The sequence below is a fragment of the Actinacidiphila sp. bgisy167 genome (assembly GCF_057707665.1).
The window spans coordinates 1-19,856 of record NZ_JBYIQP010000105.1 but is presented as its reverse complement, the minus strand read 5'-3'; the positions used below and the strand labels follow the sequence as shown (position 1 = coordinate 19,856).

18 protein-coding genes and 1 pseudogene are annotated in these 19,856 nt (G+C 73.5%); 5 read left to right on the top strand and 14 right to left on the bottom strand.

Annotated elements, in window-relative coordinates; all coding sequences use genetic code 11:
• Positions 1 to 1,260: adenylosuccinate synthase (locus tag AC3ET4_RS27720; protein ID WP_431954159.1), on the bottom strand; the 1,260-nt coding region annotated here is incomplete at its 3' end.
• A 152-nt stretch (positions 1,261 to 1,412) separates the two neighbouring features.
• On the opposite strand from AC3ET4_RS27720, the gene AC3ET4_RS27715 reads away from it, so the two are divergent.
• Both AC3ET4_RS27715 and AC3ET4_RS27710 read left to right on the top strand, forming a co-directional pair.
• Positions 1,413 to 2,255, top strand: a complete 843-nt coding sequence (locus tag AC3ET4_RS27715) for a diacylglycerol kinase family protein (RefSeq protein ID WP_431954157.1) — start codon at positions 1,413 to 1,415, stop codon at positions 2,253 to 2,255.
• 86 nt (positions 2,256 to 2,341) lie between these two features.
• Positions 2,342 to 3,199 carry an alpha/beta fold hydrolase gene (locus tag AC3ET4_RS27710; protein WP_431954155.1) on the top strand — a complete coding sequence of 286 codons (858 nt, stop codon included), beginning with the start codon at positions 2,342 to 2,344 and terminating at the stop codon, positions 3,197 to 3,199.
• A gap of 548 nt (positions 3,200 to 3,747) precedes the next feature.
• Here AC3ET4_RS27710 and AC3ET4_RS27705 read toward each other — a convergent pair.
• Positions 3,748 to 4,209 carry a GbsR/MarR family transcriptional regulator gene (locus AC3ET4_RS27705; protein ID WP_431954161.1) on the bottom strand — a complete coding sequence of 154 codons (462 nt, stop codon included), beginning with the start codon at positions 4,207 to 4,209 and terminating at the stop codon, positions 3,748 to 3,750.
• Positions 4,210 to 4,309: 100 nt separating this feature from the next.
• Here AC3ET4_RS27705 and AC3ET4_RS27700 point away from each other — a divergent pair, with 100 nt between their 5' ends.
• Entirely contained in the window at positions 4,310 to 5,233 is a 924-nt protein-coding gene (locus tag AC3ET4_RS27700; RefSeq protein ID WP_431954153.1) for an ABC transporter ATP-binding protein, read from the top strand.
• The gene (locus AC3ET4_RS27695; RefSeq protein ID WP_431954151.1) at positions 5,230 to 6,813 is read left to right on the top strand and encodes an ABC transporter permease; all 1,584 of its coding nucleotides are present in this window, start codon (positions 5,230 to 5,232) and stop codon (positions 6,811 to 6,813) included. The genes AC3ET4_RS27700 and AC3ET4_RS27695 overlap by 4 nt, the downstream gene beginning before the upstream one ends.
• A 72-nt stretch (positions 6,814 to 6,885) precedes the next feature.
• On the opposite strand, the gene AC3ET4_RS27690 is transcribed toward AC3ET4_RS27695, so the two are convergent.
• From AC3ET4_RS27690 to AC3ET4_RS27635, 12 genes are all read right to left on the bottom strand, one after another.
• Complete coding sequence (locus tag AC3ET4_RS27690; protein ID WP_431954149.1) at positions 6,886 to 8,103, bottom strand: cytochrome P450; 1,218 nt, start codon at positions 8,101 to 8,103, stop codon at positions 6,886 to 6,888.
• A 24-nt stretch (positions 8,104 to 8,127) separates the two neighbouring features.
• Complete coding sequence (locus AC3ET4_RS27685) at positions 8,128 to 8,796, bottom strand: response regulator (RefSeq protein ID WP_431954147.1); 669 nt, start codon at positions 8,794 to 8,796, stop codon at positions 8,128 to 8,130.
• A complete protein-coding gene (locus tag AC3ET4_RS27680; RefSeq protein WP_431954145.1) occupies positions 8,793 to 10,079 on the bottom strand; it encodes a sensor histidine kinase in 1,287 nt (428 codons plus the stop codon). Before AC3ET4_RS27680 ends, AC3ET4_RS27685 begins: the two co-directional genes overlap by 4 nt.
• A gap of 108 nt (positions 10,080 to 10,187) precedes the next feature.
• Positions 10,188 to 11,159 carry an alpha/beta hydrolase family protein gene (locus AC3ET4_RS27675; protein ID WP_431954143.1) on the bottom strand — a complete coding sequence of 324 codons (972 nt, stop codon included), beginning with the start codon at positions 11,157 to 11,159 and terminating at the stop codon, positions 10,188 to 10,190.
• A gap of 3 nt (positions 11,160 to 11,162) precedes the next feature.
• A complete protein-coding gene (gene kynU / locus AC3ET4_RS27670; protein ID WP_431954141.1) occupies positions 11,163 to 12,395 on the bottom strand; it encodes a kynureninase in 1,233 nt (410 codons plus the stop codon).
• A complete protein-coding gene (locus AC3ET4_RS27665) occupies positions 12,388 to 13,221 on the bottom strand; it encodes a tryptophan 2,3-dioxygenase family protein (RefSeq protein WP_431954139.1) in 834 nt (277 codons plus the stop codon). Before AC3ET4_RS27665 ends, kynU begins: the two co-directional genes overlap by 8 nt.
• Positions 13,222 to 13,420: 199 nt before the next feature.
• Entirely contained in the window at positions 13,421 to 13,834 is a 414-nt protein-coding gene (locus AC3ET4_RS27660; RefSeq protein ID WP_431954137.1) for a DUF3151 domain-containing protein, read from the bottom strand.
• A gap of 102 nt (positions 13,835 to 13,936) precedes the next feature.
• A complete protein-coding gene (fbaA, locus tag AC3ET4_RS27655) occupies positions 13,937 to 14,959 on the bottom strand; it encodes a class II fructose-bisphosphate aldolase (RefSeq protein ID WP_431954135.1) in 1,023 nt (340 codons plus the stop codon).
• Between the two features lie 190 nt (positions 14,960 to 15,149).
• On the bottom strand, positions 15,150 to 15,689 hold the full coding sequence (gene pyrE, locus AC3ET4_RS27650; RefSeq protein WP_431954133.1) for an orotate phosphoribosyltransferase: 540 nt from the start codon (positions 15,687 to 15,689) through the stop codon (positions 15,150 to 15,152).
• A 10-nt stretch (positions 15,690 to 15,699) separates the two neighbouring features.
• Positions 15,700 to 16,530, bottom strand: coding sequence for an aldose epimerase family protein (locus AC3ET4_RS27645; RefSeq protein WP_431954131.1), 831 nt, complete (start codon positions 16,528 to 16,530; stop codon positions 15,700 to 15,702).
• Positions 16,531 to 16,540: 10 nt separating this feature from the next.
• Positions 16,541 to 17,419, bottom strand: coding sequence for an SRPBCC domain-containing protein (locus AC3ET4_RS27640; protein WP_431954129.1), 879 nt, complete (start codon positions 17,417 to 17,419; stop codon positions 16,541 to 16,543).
• Positions 17,420 to 17,623: 204 nt separating this feature from the next.
• Positions 17,624 to 18,163, bottom strand: a complete 540-nt coding sequence (locus AC3ET4_RS27635) for a DUF2617 family protein (RefSeq protein WP_431954127.1) — start codon at positions 18,161 to 18,163, stop codon at positions 17,624 to 17,626.
• 1,010 nt (positions 18,164 to 19,173) lie between these two features.
• On the opposite strand from AC3ET4_RS27635, the pseudogene AC3ET4_RS27630 reads away from it, so the two are divergent.
• Positions 19,174 to 19,856: pseudogene (locus AC3ET4_RS27630) on the top strand (hypothetical protein); the annotation flags it as partial.

Genomic DNA, 19,856 nt, shown 5'->3' with positions numbered 1-19,856 from the left:
GGTCTCGGTGCGGCCGGGGCCGACGCCGATGGCCGAGATCGGGGCGCCGGACATCTCCTCCAGCGCCTTGACGTACGCCTGGGCGTTCTTCGGCAGGTCGGAGAAGGTCTTCGCCTTGCTGATGTCCTCGCTCCAGCCGGGCAGGGTCTCGTAGACGGGCTTGGCGTGGTGGAAGTCCGTCTGGCTGTACGGGAGCTCCTCGACGCGCTTGCCGTCGATCTCGTAGGCGACGCAGACCGGGATCCGCTCCCAGCCGGTGAGCACGTCGAGCTTGGTGAGGAAGAAGTCCGTGAGGCCGTTGACCCGGGTGGCGTAGCGGGCGATCACCGCGTCGAACCAGCCGCAGCGGCGGTCGCGGCCGGTGGTGACGCCCCGCTCGCCGCCGATGCGGCGCAGCGCGTCGCCGTCCGCGTCGAACAGCTCGGTCGGGAACGGGCCGGCGCCGACCCGGGTGGTGTAGGCCTTGAGGATGCCGATCACCCGGTTGATCTTGGTGGGGCCGATGCCCGAGCCGGTGCAGGCGCCGCCGGCTGTCGGGTTGGACGAGGTCACGAAGGGGTACGTGCCGTGGTCGACGTCCAGCAGGGTGCCCTGGCCGCCCTCGAGGAGGACGACCTTGCCCTCGTCGAGGGCGGTGTTGAGGACCAGCGCCGTGTCGGCGACGTAGTCCTTGATCTGCTCCGCGTAGCCCAGGTACTCCTCGACCACCTGGTCGGTGCTGATGGCACGACGGTTGAAGATCTTGACCAGGATCTGGTTCTTGTCGTGGAGGGCCGCCTCGACCTTCTGGCGGAGGATCGACTCGTCGAAGAGGTCCTGTACCCGGATGCCCACGCGGTTGATCTTGTCGGCGTAGGCGGGGCCGATGCCGCGGCCGGTGGTGCCGATCTTGCGCTTGCCGAGGAAGCGTTCCGTCACCTTGTCGATCGTCTGGTGGTACGGCGTGATCAGGTGCGCGTTACCGCTGATGAGGAGCTTGGACGTGTCGACGCCGCGCTCGTTCAGCCCGCTCAGCTCGGAGAGCAGGACCGCCGGGTCGACGACGACTCCGTTGCCGATGACCGGGGTGCACCCCGGTGACAGGATCCCGGAAGGCAGGAGGTGCAGCGCGTACTTCTGGTCGCCGACGACGACCGTGTGGCCGGCGTTGTTGCCGCCCTGGTAGCGCACCACGTAGTCCACGGAGCCACCGAGCAGGTCGGTGGCCTTTCCCTTGCCCTCGTCACCCCACTGAGCACCGAGCAGCACAAGTGCGGGCACAGGCGTACACCCCTTCCGGGCGGGGCATGTCCAACGTGGCTCCTCATGGCGGACAGAGCCGTCGGACCGGTGCCCCGGAAATAGACGAAGCCCCTGGCGCAAGGCAGCGCAAGGGGCTCTTGCACCGAGATGTTACCTGAGGAAGGACCAAGGTGTCGGCTCAGCGACCGTCCGGGCAGCCCCTGCTCGTGGTCATCGACCCCGCCGCCCGCGACATGGACGGCGAATCCGTACGCATCGCCAAGGACGTGCTGTGCGGGGGAGCCCCCTCCGTGAAGATCGCGCTCCCGCAGTCCGAGGAGGAGGCCGTCCGGGTGCTGGAGCACCGGGGCCGGCGGCGCCCTGTGGTGGTGGGCGACGACGCGGCGCTGCTGCGCACGGTACGGGCGCTGCACTCGGCCCGGGGACTGGGCGAGGCCGTCGTCGGCCTGGTGCCGGTCGGGCGGCGGACCGGTCTGGCCCGGGCGCTCGGTGTGCCGGGCGGGGCGGTGAACGCGGCGCGCGCGGTGCTGGACGGCGCGGAGCGCGAGCTGGACCTGCTGCTCGACGACAGCGGCGGCATCGTGCTCGGTGCGCTGCGCATCGGCTCCGCCATGCCCGCCTGGTGGACGCCCGTGGAGCGCCGCGCCCGCTCGCTGGCCCGCACGCTGAGCCTGAACGGCCACTCCCCGCATCTCGGGCTGGGTCTGCGCGGCGGCCACCGACTGCGCGTCGAGGCGGACGGGGTGGTGCTGGCCGACCTGGACGACTGCGTCGAGGAGGTGTCGGTCTCCACCGCGGTGTCCGGCCTGGCCGAGGTGCTGGTCCGCAGGGAGGGCGTGACGCCCGCGCTGCCGGTGCGGGCCCGGAGTGTCACCGTCTCCGGGCGGGACTTCCGCTACACGGCGGACACCGCGCCGGCCGGCCCGGTCCGGCGCCGCACCTGGACGGTGGCGCCCGCGGCCTGGCGGCTCACGGTACCGCGGTCCGCCGCCGCGCGGCGCGCCGCCGGGTAGGAGGGGCGGGGCGGCCGAGGACGGGGACAGCCGGGGCGGTGTCGGAGGACGGCGGACTGTCGGTGCCCGTACCTAGACTCGGCCGGATGATGACGGAGACGGATGTCCCACTCGCCGACGGGCGGCTGCTGCACGTGTACGACACCGGGCCGGTCGCCGGGGAGGGCGGTGCGGAGCTCGTCGTCCTGTGGCACCACGGCACGCCCAACATCGGCACACCCCCCGAGCCGCTCTTCGCGGCCGCCGCCGAGCGCGGCATCCGCTGGGTGGGCTACGACCGTCCCGCCTACGGCGGTTCGACGCCCCGTCCCGGTCGGGACGTCGCCTCGGCGGCCGGTGACGCGGCGGCCGTCGCCGACGCGCTGGGCATCGGACGCTTCGCGGTCATGGGCCACTCCGGCGGCGGCCCGCACGCACTGGCCTGCGCGGCCCTGCTGCCGGACCGCGTCGTGGCGGCGGTCGGCGCATCCGGTCTGGCGCCGTACGGCGCGGAGGGACTCGACTGGTTCGCCGGGATGGGACCCTCGGGAGCGGCGGAGCTGGGCGCGGCGGTCCAGGGGCGGGCGGCGCTCGAGGAGCGGCTCGCCTCCGACGACTTCGACCCGGAGCTCTTCACCCCCGCTGACCACGCCGCCCTGGCGGGCCCGTGGGGGTGGCTGGGCGACGTCGCGGGCCAGGCGCTCGAAGGCGGCCCGGCGGGCATGGTCGACGACGACCTCGCCTATGTGGCGCCGTGGGGCTTCGACCCGGCGGCGGTAGCGGCACCCGTCCTGGTCCTGCACGGCGGCGCCGACCGCATGGTGCCCGCCGCGCACGGCGTGTGGCTGTCCCGTCGGTGCCCGGACGCGGAACTGTGGCTGAGGCCCGGCGAGGGGCACGTCTCGGTCCTCGCCTCCGCCACGGACGCACTGGACTGGCTCGCCGCACGGGCCCGGCGGGACTGAGCGCGCCTGCCGGAGCCCGCGGGCAACGGGTGACGGCCGCGAGGGCGCCGGGCGGGCCGGCGGAACGCGAGCACAGGCAGCGCTGAGGCAGGGGCGGACGGCGGCCGCGACGGGCATGGGCGGCGCGGCCCCCGGCGTTCGGGCCGTGCCAACAGGCGACGCGCAGTCCCCGCAGCCCGGGGATGCCGTAGCACTCGTTCCAGGCGGGCTCCGCCGCGAGCTCCATCCGCGGGGCGCGGCGCAGCGGCGCCGTGAGGGACGCGGCGCGTTCGATGCGGGCCGGCGCCGCGCCGAGGCAGTAGAGGATGCCGCCGCCGAAGGTGATCCGGGGGTTGTCGCCTCGGGAGAGATCCAGCCGGTCCGGCGCCGCACCTGGACGGTGGTGCCCCGCGGCATGCGGCTTACCGTGCCGCGATCCGCCTGCTGAAGGGCGGGTCCGGCCGGGGTCGCGGTACACGGGCGGGCCCGCGGTCGCCCGCCGGTGTCCGCCGCGCCTCTGCGGCCCAGTCGCCGGATCCAGGGAAAGCCCCCGGGCGCTCGGAGGGCCGTCAGAGCACGCCTTGCTCGCGCAGTTCCGCCTTGCGCTCGCGCCAGCGGTCCATCATGTCGACGAGTTCCTTCTGCAGGAAGTCGAAGAAGGCCGCGGTCTCCGCGATCCGGTGACCCGCAGCGCTGTCGGGGCCGAGCGCGTCGATACCGAACCGCAGGGTGTTCTCCCAGCGGGTGAGGATCTGGTCGCGACGGGTGAAGGTCTCGTACCACTGGTCGCTGTGCACCCGGTACCGCTCGCGTCGTGAGCCCGGCTCGCGCTCGCGGGTGAGCAAGCCGACCTGCGCCAGGTAGCGGACCGCGCCGGAGACCGCGGCGGGGCTGGCCTGGAGCCGTTCGGACAGCTCGGCGGCGCTCAACGCGCCGGTCTCCGAGGCGAGGAGCGCGGCGAACACCCGCGCCGCCATGCGCTGCATGCCCGCCTCGACGAGCTCCGCCGCGAAGCGCTCGACGAACGTCATCGGTTCCAAGGACTCCCCAGCCACCGCGATCACCTCCCGACCCGAGTTTATACACTTCCTTAGCTTCACAAATTTGTGAATCTACTGTACGTTCAGAATCATGACGAAGGCAATCAGTGTGGCCGGACTGCACAAGTCCTTCGGCCGCACGCACGCACTGGACGGCCTCGACCTGGCCGTCGAAGAGGGCGAGGTGCACGGCTTCCTGGGGCCGAACGGCGCCGGTAAGTCCACCACCATCCGCATCCTGCTCGGGCTGCTGCGCGCCGACCGCGGGGCCGCCCGGTTGCTCGGCGGCGATCCGTGGCACGACGCCGTCGCGCTGCACCGGCGGCTGGCGTACGTCCCTGGCGACGTCACGCTCTGGCGCAACCTCAGCGGCGGCGAGGTCATCGACTTGCTGGGACGGCTGCGCGGCGGTCTGGACGAGACGCGCAGACGGCGGTTGCTGGAGCGGTTCGAGCTGGACCCGGCCAAGAAGGGCCGCGCGTACTCCAAGGGCAACCGGCAGAAGGTCGCGCTCGTCGCCGCGTTCGCCTCAGACGTGGACCTGCTGATACTCGACGAGCCCACTTCCGGGCTCGACCCGCTGATGGAGGAGGTCTTCCGCGACTGCGTCCGCGAGGAACACGACCGCGGCCGCACGGTGCTGCTGTCCAGTCACATCCTCAGCGAGGTCGAGGCCCTGTGCGACCGGGTCAGCATCATCCGGGGCGGGCGCACGGTGGAGACCGGGAGCCTGACCGAGCTGCGGCATCTCACCCGCACCTCGGTCACCGCGGAGCTGGCCGGCCCGCCGAACGGCCTCGGCGGGCTGCCCGGTGTGCACGATCTCGACGTGCGCGGCAGCCATGTCCGGCTCCAGGTCGACACCGACAAGCTCGGGGCCGTGCTCCGGCAGTTGAGCGAGACGGGCGTGCGCAGCCTCACGAGCACACCACCGACCCTGGAGGAGCTGTTTCTGCGGCACTACGAGGACGACGCCTGCGGTGCCGCCCCCGCGGACGCGGAGGCACGGCCGTGAGCGCGCTCACCGGGACCGGCACCCTCACCCGGCTCGCGCTGCGCAGGGACCGGATCACGATCCCGGCGTGGGTCGTGCCGATCGCCCTGCTGGTCGCCTCAACCGCCTCGGCCTTCGGCGGCCTCTACGACAGCCCGGCGGAACGCGCCGGGGTCGCGGCGAGCTCGGCGGGGAGCGGCTCGCTGCGCGCCCTGTACGGGCCGGTGTTCGCCACAAGCATCGGCGGCCTGACGGCCTGGCGCATGATGGCCTTCGGTGCCGCGCTCGCCGGGCTGATGGCGATGCTGCTGGTCGTCCGCCACACCCGGGAGGAAGAGGAGGCCGGACGGCTGGAACTGGTCGCCGCGGGCGCGGTCGGGCGCCGGGCGCCGCTGGCCGCCGCCCTGGTCACCGGCTTCGGGGCCTCGCTGCTCCTGGGACTGCTCGTCACCCTGGCGATGCTCGGGCAGGGGGCGCGTGGCGCGGTCGCCTTCGGGATCGCCTTCGCGGGCGCAGGATGCGCCTTCGCCGCGGTCGCGGCGGTCGCCGCGCAGCTGACGGAGAGCGCCCGCGCCGCCCGGGGCATCGCGGGTGCCGTCCTCGGTCTCGCCTTCTTGCTGCGTGCCGTCGGCGACGCCGGCTCCGGCACCCTGACCTGGCTCTCGCCGCTCGGCTGGGCCGAGAACATACGCCCCTACGCGGACGAACGCTGGTGGGTGGCCGCGCTGTTCACGGCCTGGGCCGCCGCGCTCGTGGGCGTCGCGTGTGCCCTGGTGGCCCGACGCGACATCGAAGCCGCCCTGCTGCCGCCTCGCCCCGGCCCGGCCGCCGCCGGTTCCCGCCTGCGTTCCGCCCAGGGGCTGGCCTGGCGGCTCCAGCGCGGCTCGCTGTGGGGGTGGACAGCCGGTTTCGCCGCGGGCGGCGGCGCGCTCGGCGGCCTCGCCAACGGGGCGGCCGACCTCGTCCGGGACAACGAGCAACTCGCCGAGGTCATGCGCGACATGGGCGGAGCCTCCGGGCTGGTCGACTCCTACCTCGCCTCCATGACCGGGGTGATGGGCATGATCGCCGCGATCTACGCCGTCCAAGCGGTCCTCCGGCTCCAGGGCGAGGAGAGCTCCGGCCGCGCCGAGCCCGTGCTCGCCACCGCCGTGGGACGGGTGCGCTGGGCCGCGGGCCACACGCTGGTCGCGTTCGCCGGTTCGGTGCTCCTCATGGCCGTCTCCGGCCTGGCCATGGGGCTGGGCTACGGGGCGACGGTCGGCGACCCGGGCGGCCAGACGTGGCGGCTGGCGGGGGCCGGCCTCGTGCAGCTGCCCGCGGTCTGGTGTGTGGCGGCGGTGGCGCTCCTGCTGTACGGCGCGGCGCCCCGGCTGGCGCGGGCGGGCTGGGGAGTGGCGTCGCTGACGCTCGCCATCGGGCTGTACGGGCCGGCGCTGGGGCTCTCGCCCTGGGTGCTGGACCTGTCCGTCTTCACGCACCTGCCGAAGGCGCCGTCGGCGGACATCACGGTCGCCCCGCTGGCGGTCCTCACCGTACTGGCGCTGGCACTCGCCGCTTCGGGCCTGCTGGTGCTGCGCCGCCGCGACATCACGGCCTGACCAGGCTCCGCGAGCGCGACCGAGGGGCCCGGCCATGGCGCCGGTCCCGCAGTCGCAGAGCGACGGGCACAGTCAGCAGCTGACCCGCAGCTCACGCAGCCCGCGGATGACGTAGCCCTCGTTCCAGACGGGCTCCGCCGCGAGCTCCAGCCGCGGGGCGCGGCGCAGCAGCGCCGTGAAGGAGGCGGCGAGTTCGATGCGGGCCAGCGGCGCGCCGAGGCAGTAGTGGATGCCGGCCCCGAAGGTGATGTGGGGGTTGTCGGCGCGCGAGAGATCCAGCCGGTCGGGGTCGGCGAAGCGCTCCGGGTCGCGGTTGGCGGAGCCGAAGAGCAGCGCCACCTCGCTGCCGCGCGGGATCACCGTGCCGCCCACCTCGATGTCGTCCAGCACCCAGCGCTCGAACATCTGCAGCGGGGTGTCGAAGCGCAGCAGCTCCTCGATCGCCGTGGGCAGCAGCTCCTGCGGCGCCGCGCGCAGCTCCGCCAGCTGCCCGGGGTGGCGGAAGAGCGTCCACCAGCCGTTGCCGGTGGTGTTGACGGTCGCCTCGTGGCCCGCGTTGAGCAGCAGCACGCAGGTGGAGACCATCTCCTGCTCGCTGAGCCGGTCGCCCTCGTCGTGCGCCGCGATGAGGGCGCTGATCAGATCCTCGCCGGGCGCCTTGCGTCGTTCGGCGATCAGCTCGCGCAGATAGGCGGAGAACTCCTCGCTGGCGCGGACCGCCTTGCGCGCGGCCTCCTCGGAGGGGTTGAGCTCGAACATCCCGACGATGTCGGCCGACCAGGGCCGCAGCAAGCGCCGGTCCGCGGCCGGTATCCCCAGCATCTCGGCGATGACGGCCACCGGCAGCGGCTCCGCCACCGCGGCGATGAGGTCGCCGCCGCCCTCGGCGACCAGCCGCTCCACCAGCTCCCCGGCGAGCCGCTGCACGGTCGGCGTGAGCCGCTCGACCGTGCGCGGGGTGAACGCCTTGGAGACCAGCCGCCGGATACGGGTGTGGTCGGGTGCCTCGAGGTCGAGCAGGCCGTTGCCGTTGAGCGTGGTGAAGGGCTCGTGCTCCGGCGGCGCCGCGGTACGGCCGAACTCCTCGTGGGTGAAGCGGTGCAGATACGTCCGCCCGAGCCGCCGGTCCCGCAGCAGCGCGCTGACGTCCTCGAAGTGCGGGATGAGCCACTGCCCGCTCGGCTCGAACCAGTGCGCGCGCCCCTGCTCGCGCAGCCGGGCGTAAGCCGGGTAGGGGTCGGCGACGAACCGCGGCGACCAGGGATCGAAGACGGTGGCAGTACTGCTCATGTGCGGAGACTACCTCCCGCCCGGTCAGCCGCCCGGGGTGACCAGCCGCGCCTCGTACGCGAAGACCGCCGCCTGGGTCCGGTCGCGCAGCCCCAGCTTCACCAGGACCCGGCTCACATGGGTCTTGACCGTCGACTCGGCGACCACCAGATGGTCGGCGATCTCCGCGTTGGACATCCCCTGCGCGACCAGCACCAGCACCTCCGTCTCCCGCTCGGTGAGCTCGCCGACCCGGTCCTGGGCGGGCGGCCGCGGCGTTCCCAGCCGGTTGAACTCGGTGATCAGGCGCTTGGTGATCGCGGGGGCGAGCAGCGCGTCGCCGGCCGCCACGATCCGCACGCCGTCGGCGAGCTGGCGGGCCGAGGCGTCCTTGAGCAGGAAGCCGGACGCGCCCGCGCGCAGCGCCTGGTAGACGTACTCGTCCAGGTCGAAGGTGGTCAGCACCAGCACCTTCGCCTCGGCGTCCGCGGCGACGATCTCCCGGGTCGCCTCCAAGCCGTTGAGCTCGGGCATGCGAATGTCCATCAGCACGACGTCCGGCCGCAGCGCCGCCACCTGCTCGACGGCCTGGCGCCCGTCGACGGCCTCGCCGACGACCTCGATGTCCGGCTGGGCGTTCAGCAGCACCGAGAAGCCCTCGCGCACCATCATCTGGTCGTCCGCGATCAGCACCCGGATGGTGTCCCCGCTCATGCCCGCCCCCCGGGGACCGGGACGAACACCGCGACCTCGTAGCCGCCGTCGTCGGTGGGCCCGTCGGTCATCTCGCCGCTCAGCATGGTCACCCGCTCCCGCATGCCGGCGATCCCGTGCCCGGCGCCCGGGGAGGGTTTCACCAGGCCGCGCGGCGGGCCGTTGACCACGCGCAGCCCGAGTCCGCCGAGGACATAGCCGATCTCGACCCGGGCGGCGGCGCCGGGCGCGTGCCGCAGCGTATTGCTCAGCGCCTCCTGGACGATGCGGTACGCCGACAGCTCGACCCCCTGGGGGAGTTCGCGCACCGCGCCGGTCACCACCCGCTCCACCTCCAGACCCGCCTCGCGCACATTGGCGACCAGCCGGTCGAGGTCGGCGAGGGTCGGCTGGGGGGCGTCGGGGGCCTCGTAGTCCTCGGCGCGCACCACCCCGAGGACCCGGCGCAACTCGGTCAGCGCGATGACCGCGTTCTCGCGGATGATCGAGAAGCTCCTGGTCAGCTCCTCCGGCGGGTTCTCCACCCGGTACGGCGCGGCCTCCGCCTGGATCGCGATCACCGACATGTGGTGGGCGACGACGTCGTGCAGCTCGCGGGCGATCGTGGTGCGCTCCTCCAGCAGCGTGCGCCGGGAGCGCTCGACCTCGGTCACGGCGATCTGCGCGGCGACCTCCCGCCGGGACTGGCGCACCCCGCGCACCGCCGACGCGACGGACAGCACCACGCCGGAGAAGAAGATCATGACGGCCGGGTCCGAGCCGTTCCCGTAGGAGAACGGCTGGAAGAACAGCGCCACCGCCGCGGTGAGCAGCCACATCTCGGCGGCGACCCGGGCCCGGGTACGCGCCGCCACCAGGGCCAGCACCGCCAGGTGCGAGGCGAAGCCGACGTCCGTCCACGGATAGGAGGACGACCACGAGCCGCTGGTGAACAGGCCGGTGAGCACCGCCGCCCCCACGGACAGCCACCACGCCCCGATCGGCCGGAACATCGTCATGACCACGGGCACCGCGGCCGGCAGCGCCGGCGCGAGACCGCCCGGCCCCTGCAGGGAGACGTACATCAGGAGGACCGCGAAGCAGGTCAGCGCCGCGTGCGGCAGCCAGCGCGCGTAGCGGCGGAGCCCGCGCGGCACCGCGGCGAGCAGCGGGTGCCCCTCCCGCAGGGGTGCCATCGGCCGGAAGGCGAAGGCGTCGGTGATCAGGTCGTGCCGCAGTCCGCTGAGGGCGCCGCGGGCCATGCGGAGCTCGGTCCGCAGCGAGGTCTGGCTTGTCTCGGTCACGCTCTCACGGTAGGGACCGCGCGGGTCGCCGTCGTCACCTGGGAAGACGATGTAGCGGCGTCATCCTCAAGGAGGACGTGGCGCGCGCGGGCCCCGCAGGGAGGAGCCTCACCAGGCGAGCTGGGCGATCTCCTCGACGACCACGGCCGCCGCGTCCGCGGCGGGGTCGATCACCGGGAAGTGGCCCACGCCCTCCAGCAGGGTCAGTTGGACCTCCTCCCCCGCCGTCGCCGAGGCCGCCGCGAAGGCCTCCGCGACCTGCGGCGGGACCACCTCGTCGCAGTCGCCCTGCACGATCGTCGCCGGGATGCCGGTGGGCAGCAGCGCGGCCGGATCGGTCTCCGCCCCGCGCTCGCCCAGCAGTTCCGCTCCGCCGAGGAGCTCGGTGACCGCTCCGGAGCACACGTGCAGCTCGACGGCGGACCGGAAGTCGGCGATCGGCGCGAGCGCCACCACCCCGCGCAGCGCGGGCGCGGCCGGCCGGTGCCAGCGCGACGCGGCCGGCAGCACGTGCCGGGCGGCCGCCCACAGGGCGAGGTGCCCGCCCGCCGAGTGTCCGGTGAGCACGGTCCGCCGCACGTCCACGGCGTCCGTGCCGAGGGCGGTCAACGCCAGTGCCGCGACGGCGTCGGTGGCGGCCGCCACGTCGTCGAAGGTGTCCGGCCAGCGGCCCGCCGCCGTACCGCCGTTGCCCCTGCGGTACTCCACCGAGGCCACCGCGAAGCCGCGGTCGGCGAGCAGGCCGGCGAGCGGCGAGATGTGCGTCCTGTCGTACGCCGCGCGCCAGGCGCCGCCGTGCAGCAGCACGACCAGCGGCCCCGGCCGGGGCCCGTCCGCCCCGGGCCGCGGCCGGTAGAAGTCCACGACCTGGTCCGGGTGCTCGCCGTAGGCGGCGGTGGCGTCCGGCGGGACGGGGGCGTGCGAGAACGCTGACGCCTCCTCGGCGGCAGCCCGCTCCGCGGCATCCCGCGGAGCAGGCTGCCGCGGAGCGGAGGCCGGCTCCACCGCGTCGGCGCGGCCGTCGGCGCCTGCCTCAGTGCTGCCGGCGGTGCTGCCGCTCGACGAGGTGGGGTCGGACATGCGTTACCGCGTTCCTTCCAGGACCTGGGCCAGCACCCGCGCCGCCCGCTCCGCGTCCGCGAAGCGGGTGTACAGCGGGGTGAATCCGAAGCGGAGGATATCCGGCTCGCGGAAGTCGCCGACGACGCCCTCGGCGATCAGCTCCCGCATCACCGCGCCCGCGTCGGCGCAGCGCAGCGCGACCTGGCTGCCCCGCTCGGCGTGCGCGGCCGGAGTGACCGACCGTACGGCGCCGTCCGACACATACGCCGCGACGCACTCCAGGAAGAAGTCGGTCAGCGCGAGGCTCTTGGCCCGCACGGCGTCCAGGGACACGCCGTCCCAGACGTCGAGGGCCGTGTCCAGCGCCAGCAGCGACAGGATCTCCGGGGTGCCGACCCGGCCGCGGACGCTGCCGTCGGCGGGCCGGTAGGCGGCCTCCATCGCGAACGGGTCGCGGTGCGAGTTCCAGCCGGGCAGCGGGGAGTCGAAGCGCGGCTGGAGGTCGCGGCGGACGTACAGGTACGCCGGCGCTCCGGGGCCGCCGTTGAGGTACTTGTACGTGCAGCCGACGGCGAGGTCCACGCCGTGCTCGTCCAGGCCGACCGGCAGGGCCCCGGCCGTGTGGCACAGGTCCCAGACCACCAGGCCGCCGGCCGCGTGCACGGCGGCGGTGACGCCCGGCAGGTCGTGCAGCCGGCCGGTGCGGTAGTCCACGTGGTTGACCAGGGCGACGGCGGTCCGCGGGCCCGCCGCCGCGGCGAGATCCGCGGCGTCGACGGCGCGGATCGCGCATCCGGTCATCCGGGCCGCGGACTCGGCTATGTACCCGTCCGTGGGAAAGGTGGCGGCGTCAACCAGCACCTCGGTGCGCGCCGGGTCCTCCTGCTGGGCCATCCGGACGGCGCCGACCACGGCCTTGAAGACATTGACGCTGGTGGAGTCGCCGACCACGACCTGGCCGGGGGCGGCGCCGACCAGCGCGCCGATGCGGTCACCGATCCGTTCCGGCGCCGTCCACCAGCCGCTCTCGGTCCAGGAGCGGATGCGCAGCTGCCCCCACTCCCGGCGCACGACGTCGTCCATGCGGTCCGCCACGCCCGCGGGCAGCGCCCCGAGGGAGTTGCCGTCCAGGTAGACGGTGTGCTCGGCGTCGTCCAGGACGAAGCGGTCCCTGACCTTGGCCAGTTCGTCGGAGGCGTCGAGGCGGGCGGCCTTGGCCGCGGGGGACTCAGTGGGGTTCGTGGGGTCAGACATGACTGCGGGCCGTCCAGAGTTCGGGGAAAACGTTCTTGCTCGCGCGCTTCTCCAGCCAGGAGACTCCCGCGGAGCCTCCTGTGCCGGTCTTGGCGCCCATCGCGCGTCGGGTCGCCACAAGGTGGTCGTTGCGCCAGCGCCACACCAGCTCGGCCACCTCGGTCAGTGCCTCGCCCAGTCGGACGAGTTCGCTCTCCTGGTCACCGGAGTAGACGGCCTGCCAGGCACGCTCCACCGCCGGGTCCGCCTCGTAGCGCCGGGAGAGGTCGTCGCGCTGCGGGATGTCGTGGCCGCGGCGCGCCAGCAGCCGCAGCACCTCGTCGTAGAGGCTGGGCTCGTGCAGCGCCTTCTGCAGTTCGTCGTGGACGCGCGGCGTGCCGCGGTGCGGGACCAGCATCGACGCGGACTTCTCGCCCAGCAGGAACTCCATGCGCCGGTACATCGCCGACTGGAAGCCCGAGCCCTCGCCGAGGGCCGCGCGGTAGGCGTTGAACTGCGCCGGGGTGAGGTGGGCGATCGGCTCCCAGGAGGCGTTGAGCGACTGCAGCTCGTACGTGCTGCGCTTGAGCGCGGCCAGCGCCGTGGGCAGGTCGTCGGCCGCCAGCGCGCGGGAGGCGGTCTCCCATTCGTGCACGATGACGGTGAACCACAACTCCATGACCTGGGTGGTCACCAGGAAGACCATCTCGCCCGGGTCGTCGGAGCGCGGATGCTGCAGATGGGTGAGGACGTCGGCCTGGACGTAGTCCTCGTACGGGGTGGTCCCTTCGAAGTCCAGGGTCGGCGCCTCGGGGGCGTCCTGGGAAACGTCGGGGCGTTGGGACATTGGTGTCTCCGTGGATCTGAGCTACCGGGTAGCGGTCTGCCCCGCGCGTCGTTGCCGCGGGACCCCGGTCCCCTCGGGCCCGCCTCTGACGGCGTCGGGCCCAGCGGGCATCATGCGTGGTCAGAGCACCGTACGGCAAGACCTGCCCGGCGCGCGCGCCGGACAGGTCGGGGTGGTCGCCGGTGTATGGGCGGCGGGATCAGCCGAGGGTCTCGGCGGCGGTCGGGGAGGAGTCCCGCAGGAAGGTGCTGCAGCGCTCGTACTCCTCCTGCTCGCCGATCGCCTGGGCGGCCCGCGCCAGGGCGTGCAGCGCCCGCAGGAAGCCGCGGTTGGGCTCGTGTTCCCAGGGCACCGGGCCGTGGCCCTTCCAGCCGCTCCGGCGCAGCGCGTCCAGGCCGCGGTGGTATCCGGTGCGGGCGTACGCGTACGACTCGACGACCCGGCCGGCCCCGAAGGCGTCGTCCGCGAGTTGCGCCCAGGCCAGGGAGGACGCCGGGTACTTGGCGGCGACCTCGGCAGGGGCCGCCCCCGAGGCGAGCAGCTCGCGCGGCTCGGGGTCGTCGGGCAGGTTCGTCGGGGGCGGTCCCCCGAGCAGGTTCTCGTGAATGGCCATGGGTTCCAGTATGGCCGGGGCCCGGCTCCTCCATGGGGAAGGGCCGGGCCCGGTGCGTACCGCCGTGCGGGGCGGTGGGGTGCGTACCGCCCTGCGGGGCGGTTACTTGATCTTGGTGCCGGCGGAGCGGAGGTCCTGGCATGCCTCGACGACGCGGGCGGCCATGCCGCCCTCGGCCAGCTTGCCCCAGCTGCGCGGGTCGTAGGTCTTCTTGTCGCCGACCTCGCCGTCGACCTTCAGCACGCCGTCGTAGTTGCGGAACATGTGGTCCGCGACCGGGCGGGTGAAGGCGTACTGCGTGTCGGTGTCGAGGTTCATCTTGACCACGCCATTCTCCAGCGCGGTGGCGATCTCCTCCTTGGTGGAGCCGGAGCCGCCGTGGAAGACGAAGTTGAAGGGGTCCTGCTTGCCGAACTTGGCGGCGACGCCCTCCGCGAGCTCCTTCAGCAGCTCGGGGCGGAGCACGACGTTGCCCGGCTTGTAGACGCCGTGGACGTTGCCGAAGGAGGCGGCGAGCAGGTAGCGGCCCTTCTCGCCCAGACCCAGCGCCTCGGCGGTGCGGATGGCGTCCTCGACCGTGGTGTAGAGCTCGTCGTTGATCTCGTGGGTGACGCCGTCCTCCTCACCGCCGGTGGGAGTGATCTCCACCTCGAGGATGATCTTCGCCTTGGCGGCCGCGGCCAGCAGCTCCTGGGCGATGGCGAGGTTGTGGTCGAGGGTCTCGGCGGAGCCGTCCCACATGTGCGACTGGAACAGCGGGTTGCGGCCGGCCGCCACGCGCTCCTGGGAGATCGCCAGCAGCGGGCGCACATAGCCGTCCAGCTTGTCCTTCGGGCAGTGGTCGGTGTGCAGCGCGATGTTGACGGGGTACTTCTCGGCGACGACGTGCGCGAACTCGGCCAGGCCCACCGCACCGGTGACCATGTCCTTGCTGTACTGGCCACCGAGGAACTCGGCCCCGCCCGTGGAGATCTGGACGATGCCGTCGCTCTCCGCCTCCGCGAAACCGCGCAGCGCGGCGTGCAGGGTCTGCGTCGAGGTCACGTTGATGGCCGGGTAGGCGAACTTGCCGGCCTTCGCCCGGTCGAGCATCTCGTTGTAGATCTCGGGAGTTGCGATGGGCATCTGTCCGCTCCTTGTGATGTGCGGGTTGTTCGGTGCGTGACCCTGACCTGGGATCGACGTCATCGTCGACCCCATCTTGGCAGACTTGCGCGGAAGCTCCACACACTGCGCACCACGGACATGCCCCAGGGGTGAAGGGTTTCACGTGAAACCCTTCACCCCTGGGGGAAGGCGCAGGTCGAACCGGTGATCAGGCCAGGCCGAGGTCGTCCAGACCGAAGGCGCGGACGTACGGGAGACCCGCCTGCGCGATGGCCGGAGCGGCGCCCCGCTCGACGATCACGGCGACGGCCACGACCTCGGCACCGGCCTCGCGCGCGGCCTCCACCGCGGTCAGCGGCGAGCCGCCCGTGGTCGAGGTGTCCTCGACGACCAGCACCCGCCGGCCCTTGATGTCCGGGCCCTCGATGCGGCGCTGCATGCCGTGCGCCTTCTGCGCCTTGCGCACCACGAAGGCGTCCAGCTTGCGGCCGCGGGCGGCGGCGGCGTGCAGCATCGAGGTGGCCACCGGGTCGGCGCCCAGGGTGAGCCCGCCGACGGCGTCGTAGTCGAGGTCGGCGGTGACGTCGAGCATGACCTGTCCCACCAGCGGGGCCGCCTCGGCATCCAGCGTGATCCGGCGCAGGTCGATGTAGTAGTCCGCCTCGATCCCCGACGAGAGGGTCACCTTGCCGTGCACCACGGCCTTGTCCTTGATCTGCTGCAGCAGGGCATCACGCGCGTCACTCATGGCCACGAGCCTAGCCCAGCGGCTCCCAGGCCCAGGTCGCGCGGATCTCCAGCGGATCGATAGGGGTGACCAGGCGCGGCGCGGTGTTCAGCCCGTTCGGCGGGCCCGACTGCGGCTCCACACAGATGGCGGGGGGCTGTTCGTCGTAGACGACCACCCACTGCGCGGGGCTGGTGATCCGCAACCGCAGCTCGTCCGGCCAGGTCAAGGTGACGTCCACCCCGTCCGGCATACCGAAGCAGTCGTCCCAGGGCCGGGGCCCGGGCTCCGTCCGGCGGCCGGTGGGCAGATGGTCGTCGCCGCGCTCCTCCATCCACCCGGGGGTGAAGTCGATCAGGGCGTCCTGCCCGCCACGGCCGAGGTTGCGCAGGAACCAGGGGTGCCAGCCGGCCTGGGCCGGGAAGGAGTCGCCCGTGGTCTCCACGCTCATCGTGAGGTCGAGGCGGTCCTCGGAGAGTTCGAAGCGCTGGCTGACCCGGCCCTGGTACGGCCACGGCTCGGCCAGGTCGTAGTAGAAGCAGGCGCTGCTGCCGGTGGCGCCGGGCGCCGCCTGCCAGGCGACGTGCCGGCCGGTGCCGTGGATGGCGTGCGGGCCCGCGTCACGCGGCATCTGGTGCAGCACCCCGCCGTTGCGGAACTGCCCGTCCCTGGTGCGGCCGCACCAGGGGACCATCGGGAAGGACCCGAAGGTGGGGCCCTGCCGCAGCAGCTCGACACCGCCGACGGTCAGTGAGCCGACCCGGCAGCCGAGATCCGGAAGGACCGTCAGCCGCGCGGCTCCGGCGCGGAGATGGACAGCGTGCTCGTCTTCTCGCCCGTCAGGGGTTTCTTGCGTGGCCACGGAAGAGACCCTACGGGAACGAGCGCCTGCGCCGCCGCAGCACCCGGCCCGCGACCACGGCCGACAGCAGCAACGCGGCCGCGGCCGGCGCGTAGCGGCGCAGCGAGGCCGTCGCGGCGCCGCTCTGCGGCGCGGGCACCGGGGCGTAGCGGCCGCGCGGCGGGGCGTGGTCGACCTCCTCGGCGCTGCGGCCGATCAGGGTGCGGCGGGCGTGCGCGGCCTCGGCGGGCAGGTCGACCGCGGCCGGTTCCGCGGGGACGGCGGCCGCCGTGTCCTGGCCGGGCGGCACCTCGCCGGCGGCGTCGTCGTCCGCGTCGTGCGGTGGGGGGAGCTCCGGCGCCTCCCGCGGTTCCGGGGTCTCGCGCCCGGTGAACTCGTCGGGCTGCGCGGGCACGTCGTCCTTGAGGTCGTCGGCGCCGGCGTCCTCCGCGGACGGCTCGGGCGCCGCGGCGGGGGCGGTCTGCGCCAGGTCGGAGGTGAGCGCGGCGACGAAGCGGTCCAGCAGGCGCAGGCCCGCGGCGGTGACCGCCGCTTCCTCGTGCTCGGCGAGCCGCCCGTCGACCTGGACGGCGCCGGTGAAGGTCAGCAGGGCGCCGCCCGACACGGTGTCCACGCCGAGCTCCAGCGCCACCTTGACCGTGCCCGCACCGCGCGCCTCCACCGCCTCCCCCTCGACGGCGAGCCCACCGCCGCGCGGGACCAGCCGCAGTGTGCCGCGGTAGGTGATCGTGGAGCCGCCGATCCGCAGCCTCAGCCGGCCCGCCAGCCCCTCCTCGGCGCCGGCGTCACGCTGGAGGCCGGGCACACACCGGGCCACGCGCTCCAGGTCGGCGAGGGACCGGCGGATGGTCTCGGCCGGAAACGGAACGAACACCTCATGCGGCTCCATGCCGCGAGCCTAATCCGCCCGGCGCCTCCGCGGCGCCCCATCACCGCCGTTCGCCCTCACCCGAAGCGCGGACGCGTCAGCTCGACGCGGTTGCGTCGGCGTCGGCACCGGCAGGTCCCGCACCGGCACCCGCCGCCGCGCGCCAGGGCGCGGCGGCGGGCGCGGGGGCCGCGGCGGCGGGCGCGGGGGCCGGTGCCCGCGCGCTCACGGCTGCGCGACGAGGGCCGAACGGGTCGCCACCAGACGTCCTTCCTGGGGGTAGGCGTGCCAGGTGCGCCACAGGACGCTGCCGCCGCGGTACTGCACCAGCATCGCGGTGAAGGCGAGCGGGTCGCCCGGGAAGGTCCCCGCCAGGCCGTTGGGGTGGTCGGCCACCAGGGCGAGCAGCTCCTGCGCCCGCCCCGCGAAGGACCCCCGGCTGAGCGTCTCGATCCGTGCCGCGAACGCGTAGTCCCAGCCGGCGATCCGCCGCGCCACGCCCACCGGCAGCTGCGCGCTGCTTCCCGGCATGCAGGCGACCGTCTCCGAGCAGCGCCCGCGCGGCGAGTCCAGAAGGACCTGGTGGGAGGCGCCGAGCAGCCGCAACTGGACCTGCGCGGAGGGCGCCGCGGGCGTGGCGCCCTCCGCGGTGCCCGGCAGTTCGCGGTCGAGCACCGCGAGCGCCGGCAGTTCGTCCTTCCCCAGGCACCAGGCCAGGTCGCCGGCGCGGGTGTCGGTGTAGGCGGTCTGAAGCGTGGTGAGCATGGAGTGGGCTCCGCAGGCACATCGCGAGCAAGCGCGGGAGGTCACGGGCATGGGATCGGGAGGACGCGCCGACCCGCGCCTGTGGGGAGGGCGACCGTCGGCTCATGGCCCGCAAGGGGGCGTGAATACGCAATCACGAATGGCGCGCCACCTTCAACGTTTTTACTTGTTTCCACCCGCTTTACTTCCTCAAAGGCCGGGAGGAGCGCAGGTGTCCACAGCAAATGCGCCCGGCGGGTGAACAACCCGCCAAGCGCATATGCGATTCGGCACGGGCGGAAAGCACATTCGCGTCGTCAGCTTCCGCCGCAGCCGCCACCCCCGCCACACGAACTCCCGCCTCCGCCGCACGAACTCCCGCCTCCGCAGGAGTGGTGGCTGCCCCCGTGATGGCCCCCACCTCCGCCGTCGGACGTGCCCGCGTCGCCCACCCACCAGCTCTCCCCGCCGCCCCCTCCGGCCCCGGCGGAGCCCCGCGAGCGCCGCGGCCGGCCTCTGCGGCCGGCGTTCCGCGCCGCCAGGGCGAGTGCCGCTATCGCGCAGAAGACCAGCAGAATGATCAGTGCCTCCATCGTGCCACCCCCGTATTACGCGCTTTTCGTTGTGCGACGGTGATGCCCTCGCCTCCGGCGGCCGAAAGCACAGTTGAGGAAGTCCAGAGGTTTCCGGGGTACGCGAAGGCCACTGGTCCGCATCGGAACCAGAACCAGGGGCCAAGGGTGGTGGACGACTGGGCCGTCCAGGGGCCTGAAGCGTCCGCTGAGCATCAAGAGCGCAGCCACCTTCTCGGACGAAACGATCCGTGAAGTGCTCGGGCCGTCTGCGGACCGTGCGAGAGCAGCCAACGACGACAGACGATGCCGTGTTCCTCCGCCAAGGCGCGGGGACAGGAAGCGCCCGACGGCACGTCGAGCACGCTCGTGGCTGTCAGACACCTGTGTGAGGATGCACGGAAGACGACCGGTCCTGGGGAGGGACCGGTGAGTACGTGAGAAGGGGCGGGGCGCAGCGTGGGCAAGGGTGAGGAGCCCATACCGGACGAGGAGTGGGAGCGCTTCCTCCGTGAAGCCGGGGCCGGGATCAAGGATGCGCCCAAGGAGCCGTCGGCGCGGGCCCGGATGGTGGCGCGGCGGCTGCGGGAGCAGCCCGGCCCCCCGGAACCATGGCGAAGCCACTCACCGGCCCGGAGGCGGAGAGGCAAGGGCTGGTACGCGATCGGTCTGCTGGTCGCGGTCGCCCTGCTGCTCGCGGCGCTGGATCCCGGGCGCGTGACGGGATGGTTCGGCGGCGGGGGCGGCGAGAACGTACCGCTCGCCGTGGAGTCGCAACGTCCGGATCAAGCGCCGCCGACGCAGGTGGCAGCCCGGCGTCCGACCCTGGAGCAGCCGTTCCGGGGGTCGCCCGCGGAACGGTGGGGCGACGGGACGGCGGGGATCGGCCTGCCCGAGGCTCGGGCGACCGGGTGGATGAGCAAGGGACAGGTCGCCCAGTCGCTCCGGAAGACCCTCGGCTTCCTCGCCGCGTCCAATCTGGATCCCGGTGTGCTGCGCGGAGAGCGGCCGAAGAAGGCGATCGACCTGATCAACCCTCACCAGCGGGACGTTCGGGAGTACCTGGCGACTGCGTTCCGCGCGCCCTCCCGGGAGAATCGCACACTGATGCCGGCGACAGCCGCGCAATCGCCGCCGTCCGC

Excerpts from the sequence above, each read along its gene's own strand:
- AC3ET4_RS27710 (WP_431954155.1), top strand. The coding sequence starts at position 2,342 with ATGATGACGGAGACGGATGTCCCACTCGCCGACGGGCGGCTGCTGCAC.
- AC3ET4_RS27705 (WP_431954161.1), bottom strand. The coding sequence starts at position 4,209 with ATGACGTTCGTCGAGCGCTTCGCGGCGGAGCTCGTCGAGGCGGGCATG.
- AC3ET4_RS27700 (WP_431954153.1), top strand. The coding sequence starts at position 4,310 with ATGACGAAGGCAATCAGTGTGGCCGGACTGCACAAGTCCTTCGGCCGC.
- AC3ET4_RS27690 (WP_431954149.1), bottom strand. The coding sequence starts at position 8,103 with ATGAGCAGTACTGCCACCGTCTTCGATCCCTGGTCGCCGCGGTTCGTC.
- AC3ET4_RS27685 (WP_431954147.1), bottom strand. The coding sequence starts at position 8,796 with ATGAGCGGGGACACCATCCGGGTGCTGATCGCGGACGACCAGATGATG.
- AC3ET4_RS27675 (WP_431954143.1), bottom strand. The coding sequence starts at position 11,159 with ATGTCCGACCCCACCTCGTCGAGCGGCAGCACCGCCGGCAGCACTGAG.
- kynU (WP_431954141.1), bottom strand. The coding sequence starts at position 12,395 with ATGTCTGACCCCACGAACCCCACTGAGTCCCCCGCGGCCAAGGCCGCC.
- AC3ET4_RS27665 (WP_431954139.1), bottom strand. The coding sequence starts at position 13,221 with ATGTCCCAACGCCCCGACGTTTCCCAGGACGCCCCCGAGGCGCCGACC.
- AC3ET4_RS27660 (WP_431954137.1), bottom strand. The coding sequence starts at position 13,834 with ATGGCCATTCACGAGAACCTGCTCGGGGGACCGCCCCCGACGAACCTG.
- fbaA (WP_431954135.1), bottom strand. The coding sequence starts at position 14,959 with ATGCCCATCGCAACTCCCGAGATCTACAACGAGATGCTCGACCGGGCG.
- pyrE (WP_431954133.1), bottom strand. The coding sequence starts at position 15,689 with ATGAGTGACGCGCGTGATGCCCTGCTGCAGCAGATCAAGGACAAGGCC.
- AC3ET4_RS27640 (WP_431954129.1), bottom strand. The coding sequence starts at position 17,419 with ATGGAGCCGCATGAGGTGTTCGTTCCGTTTCCGGCCGAGACCATCCGC.
- AC3ET4_RS27635 (WP_431954127.1), bottom strand. The coding sequence starts at position 18,163 with ATGCTCACCACGCTTCAGACCGCCTACACCGACACCCGCGCCGGCGAC.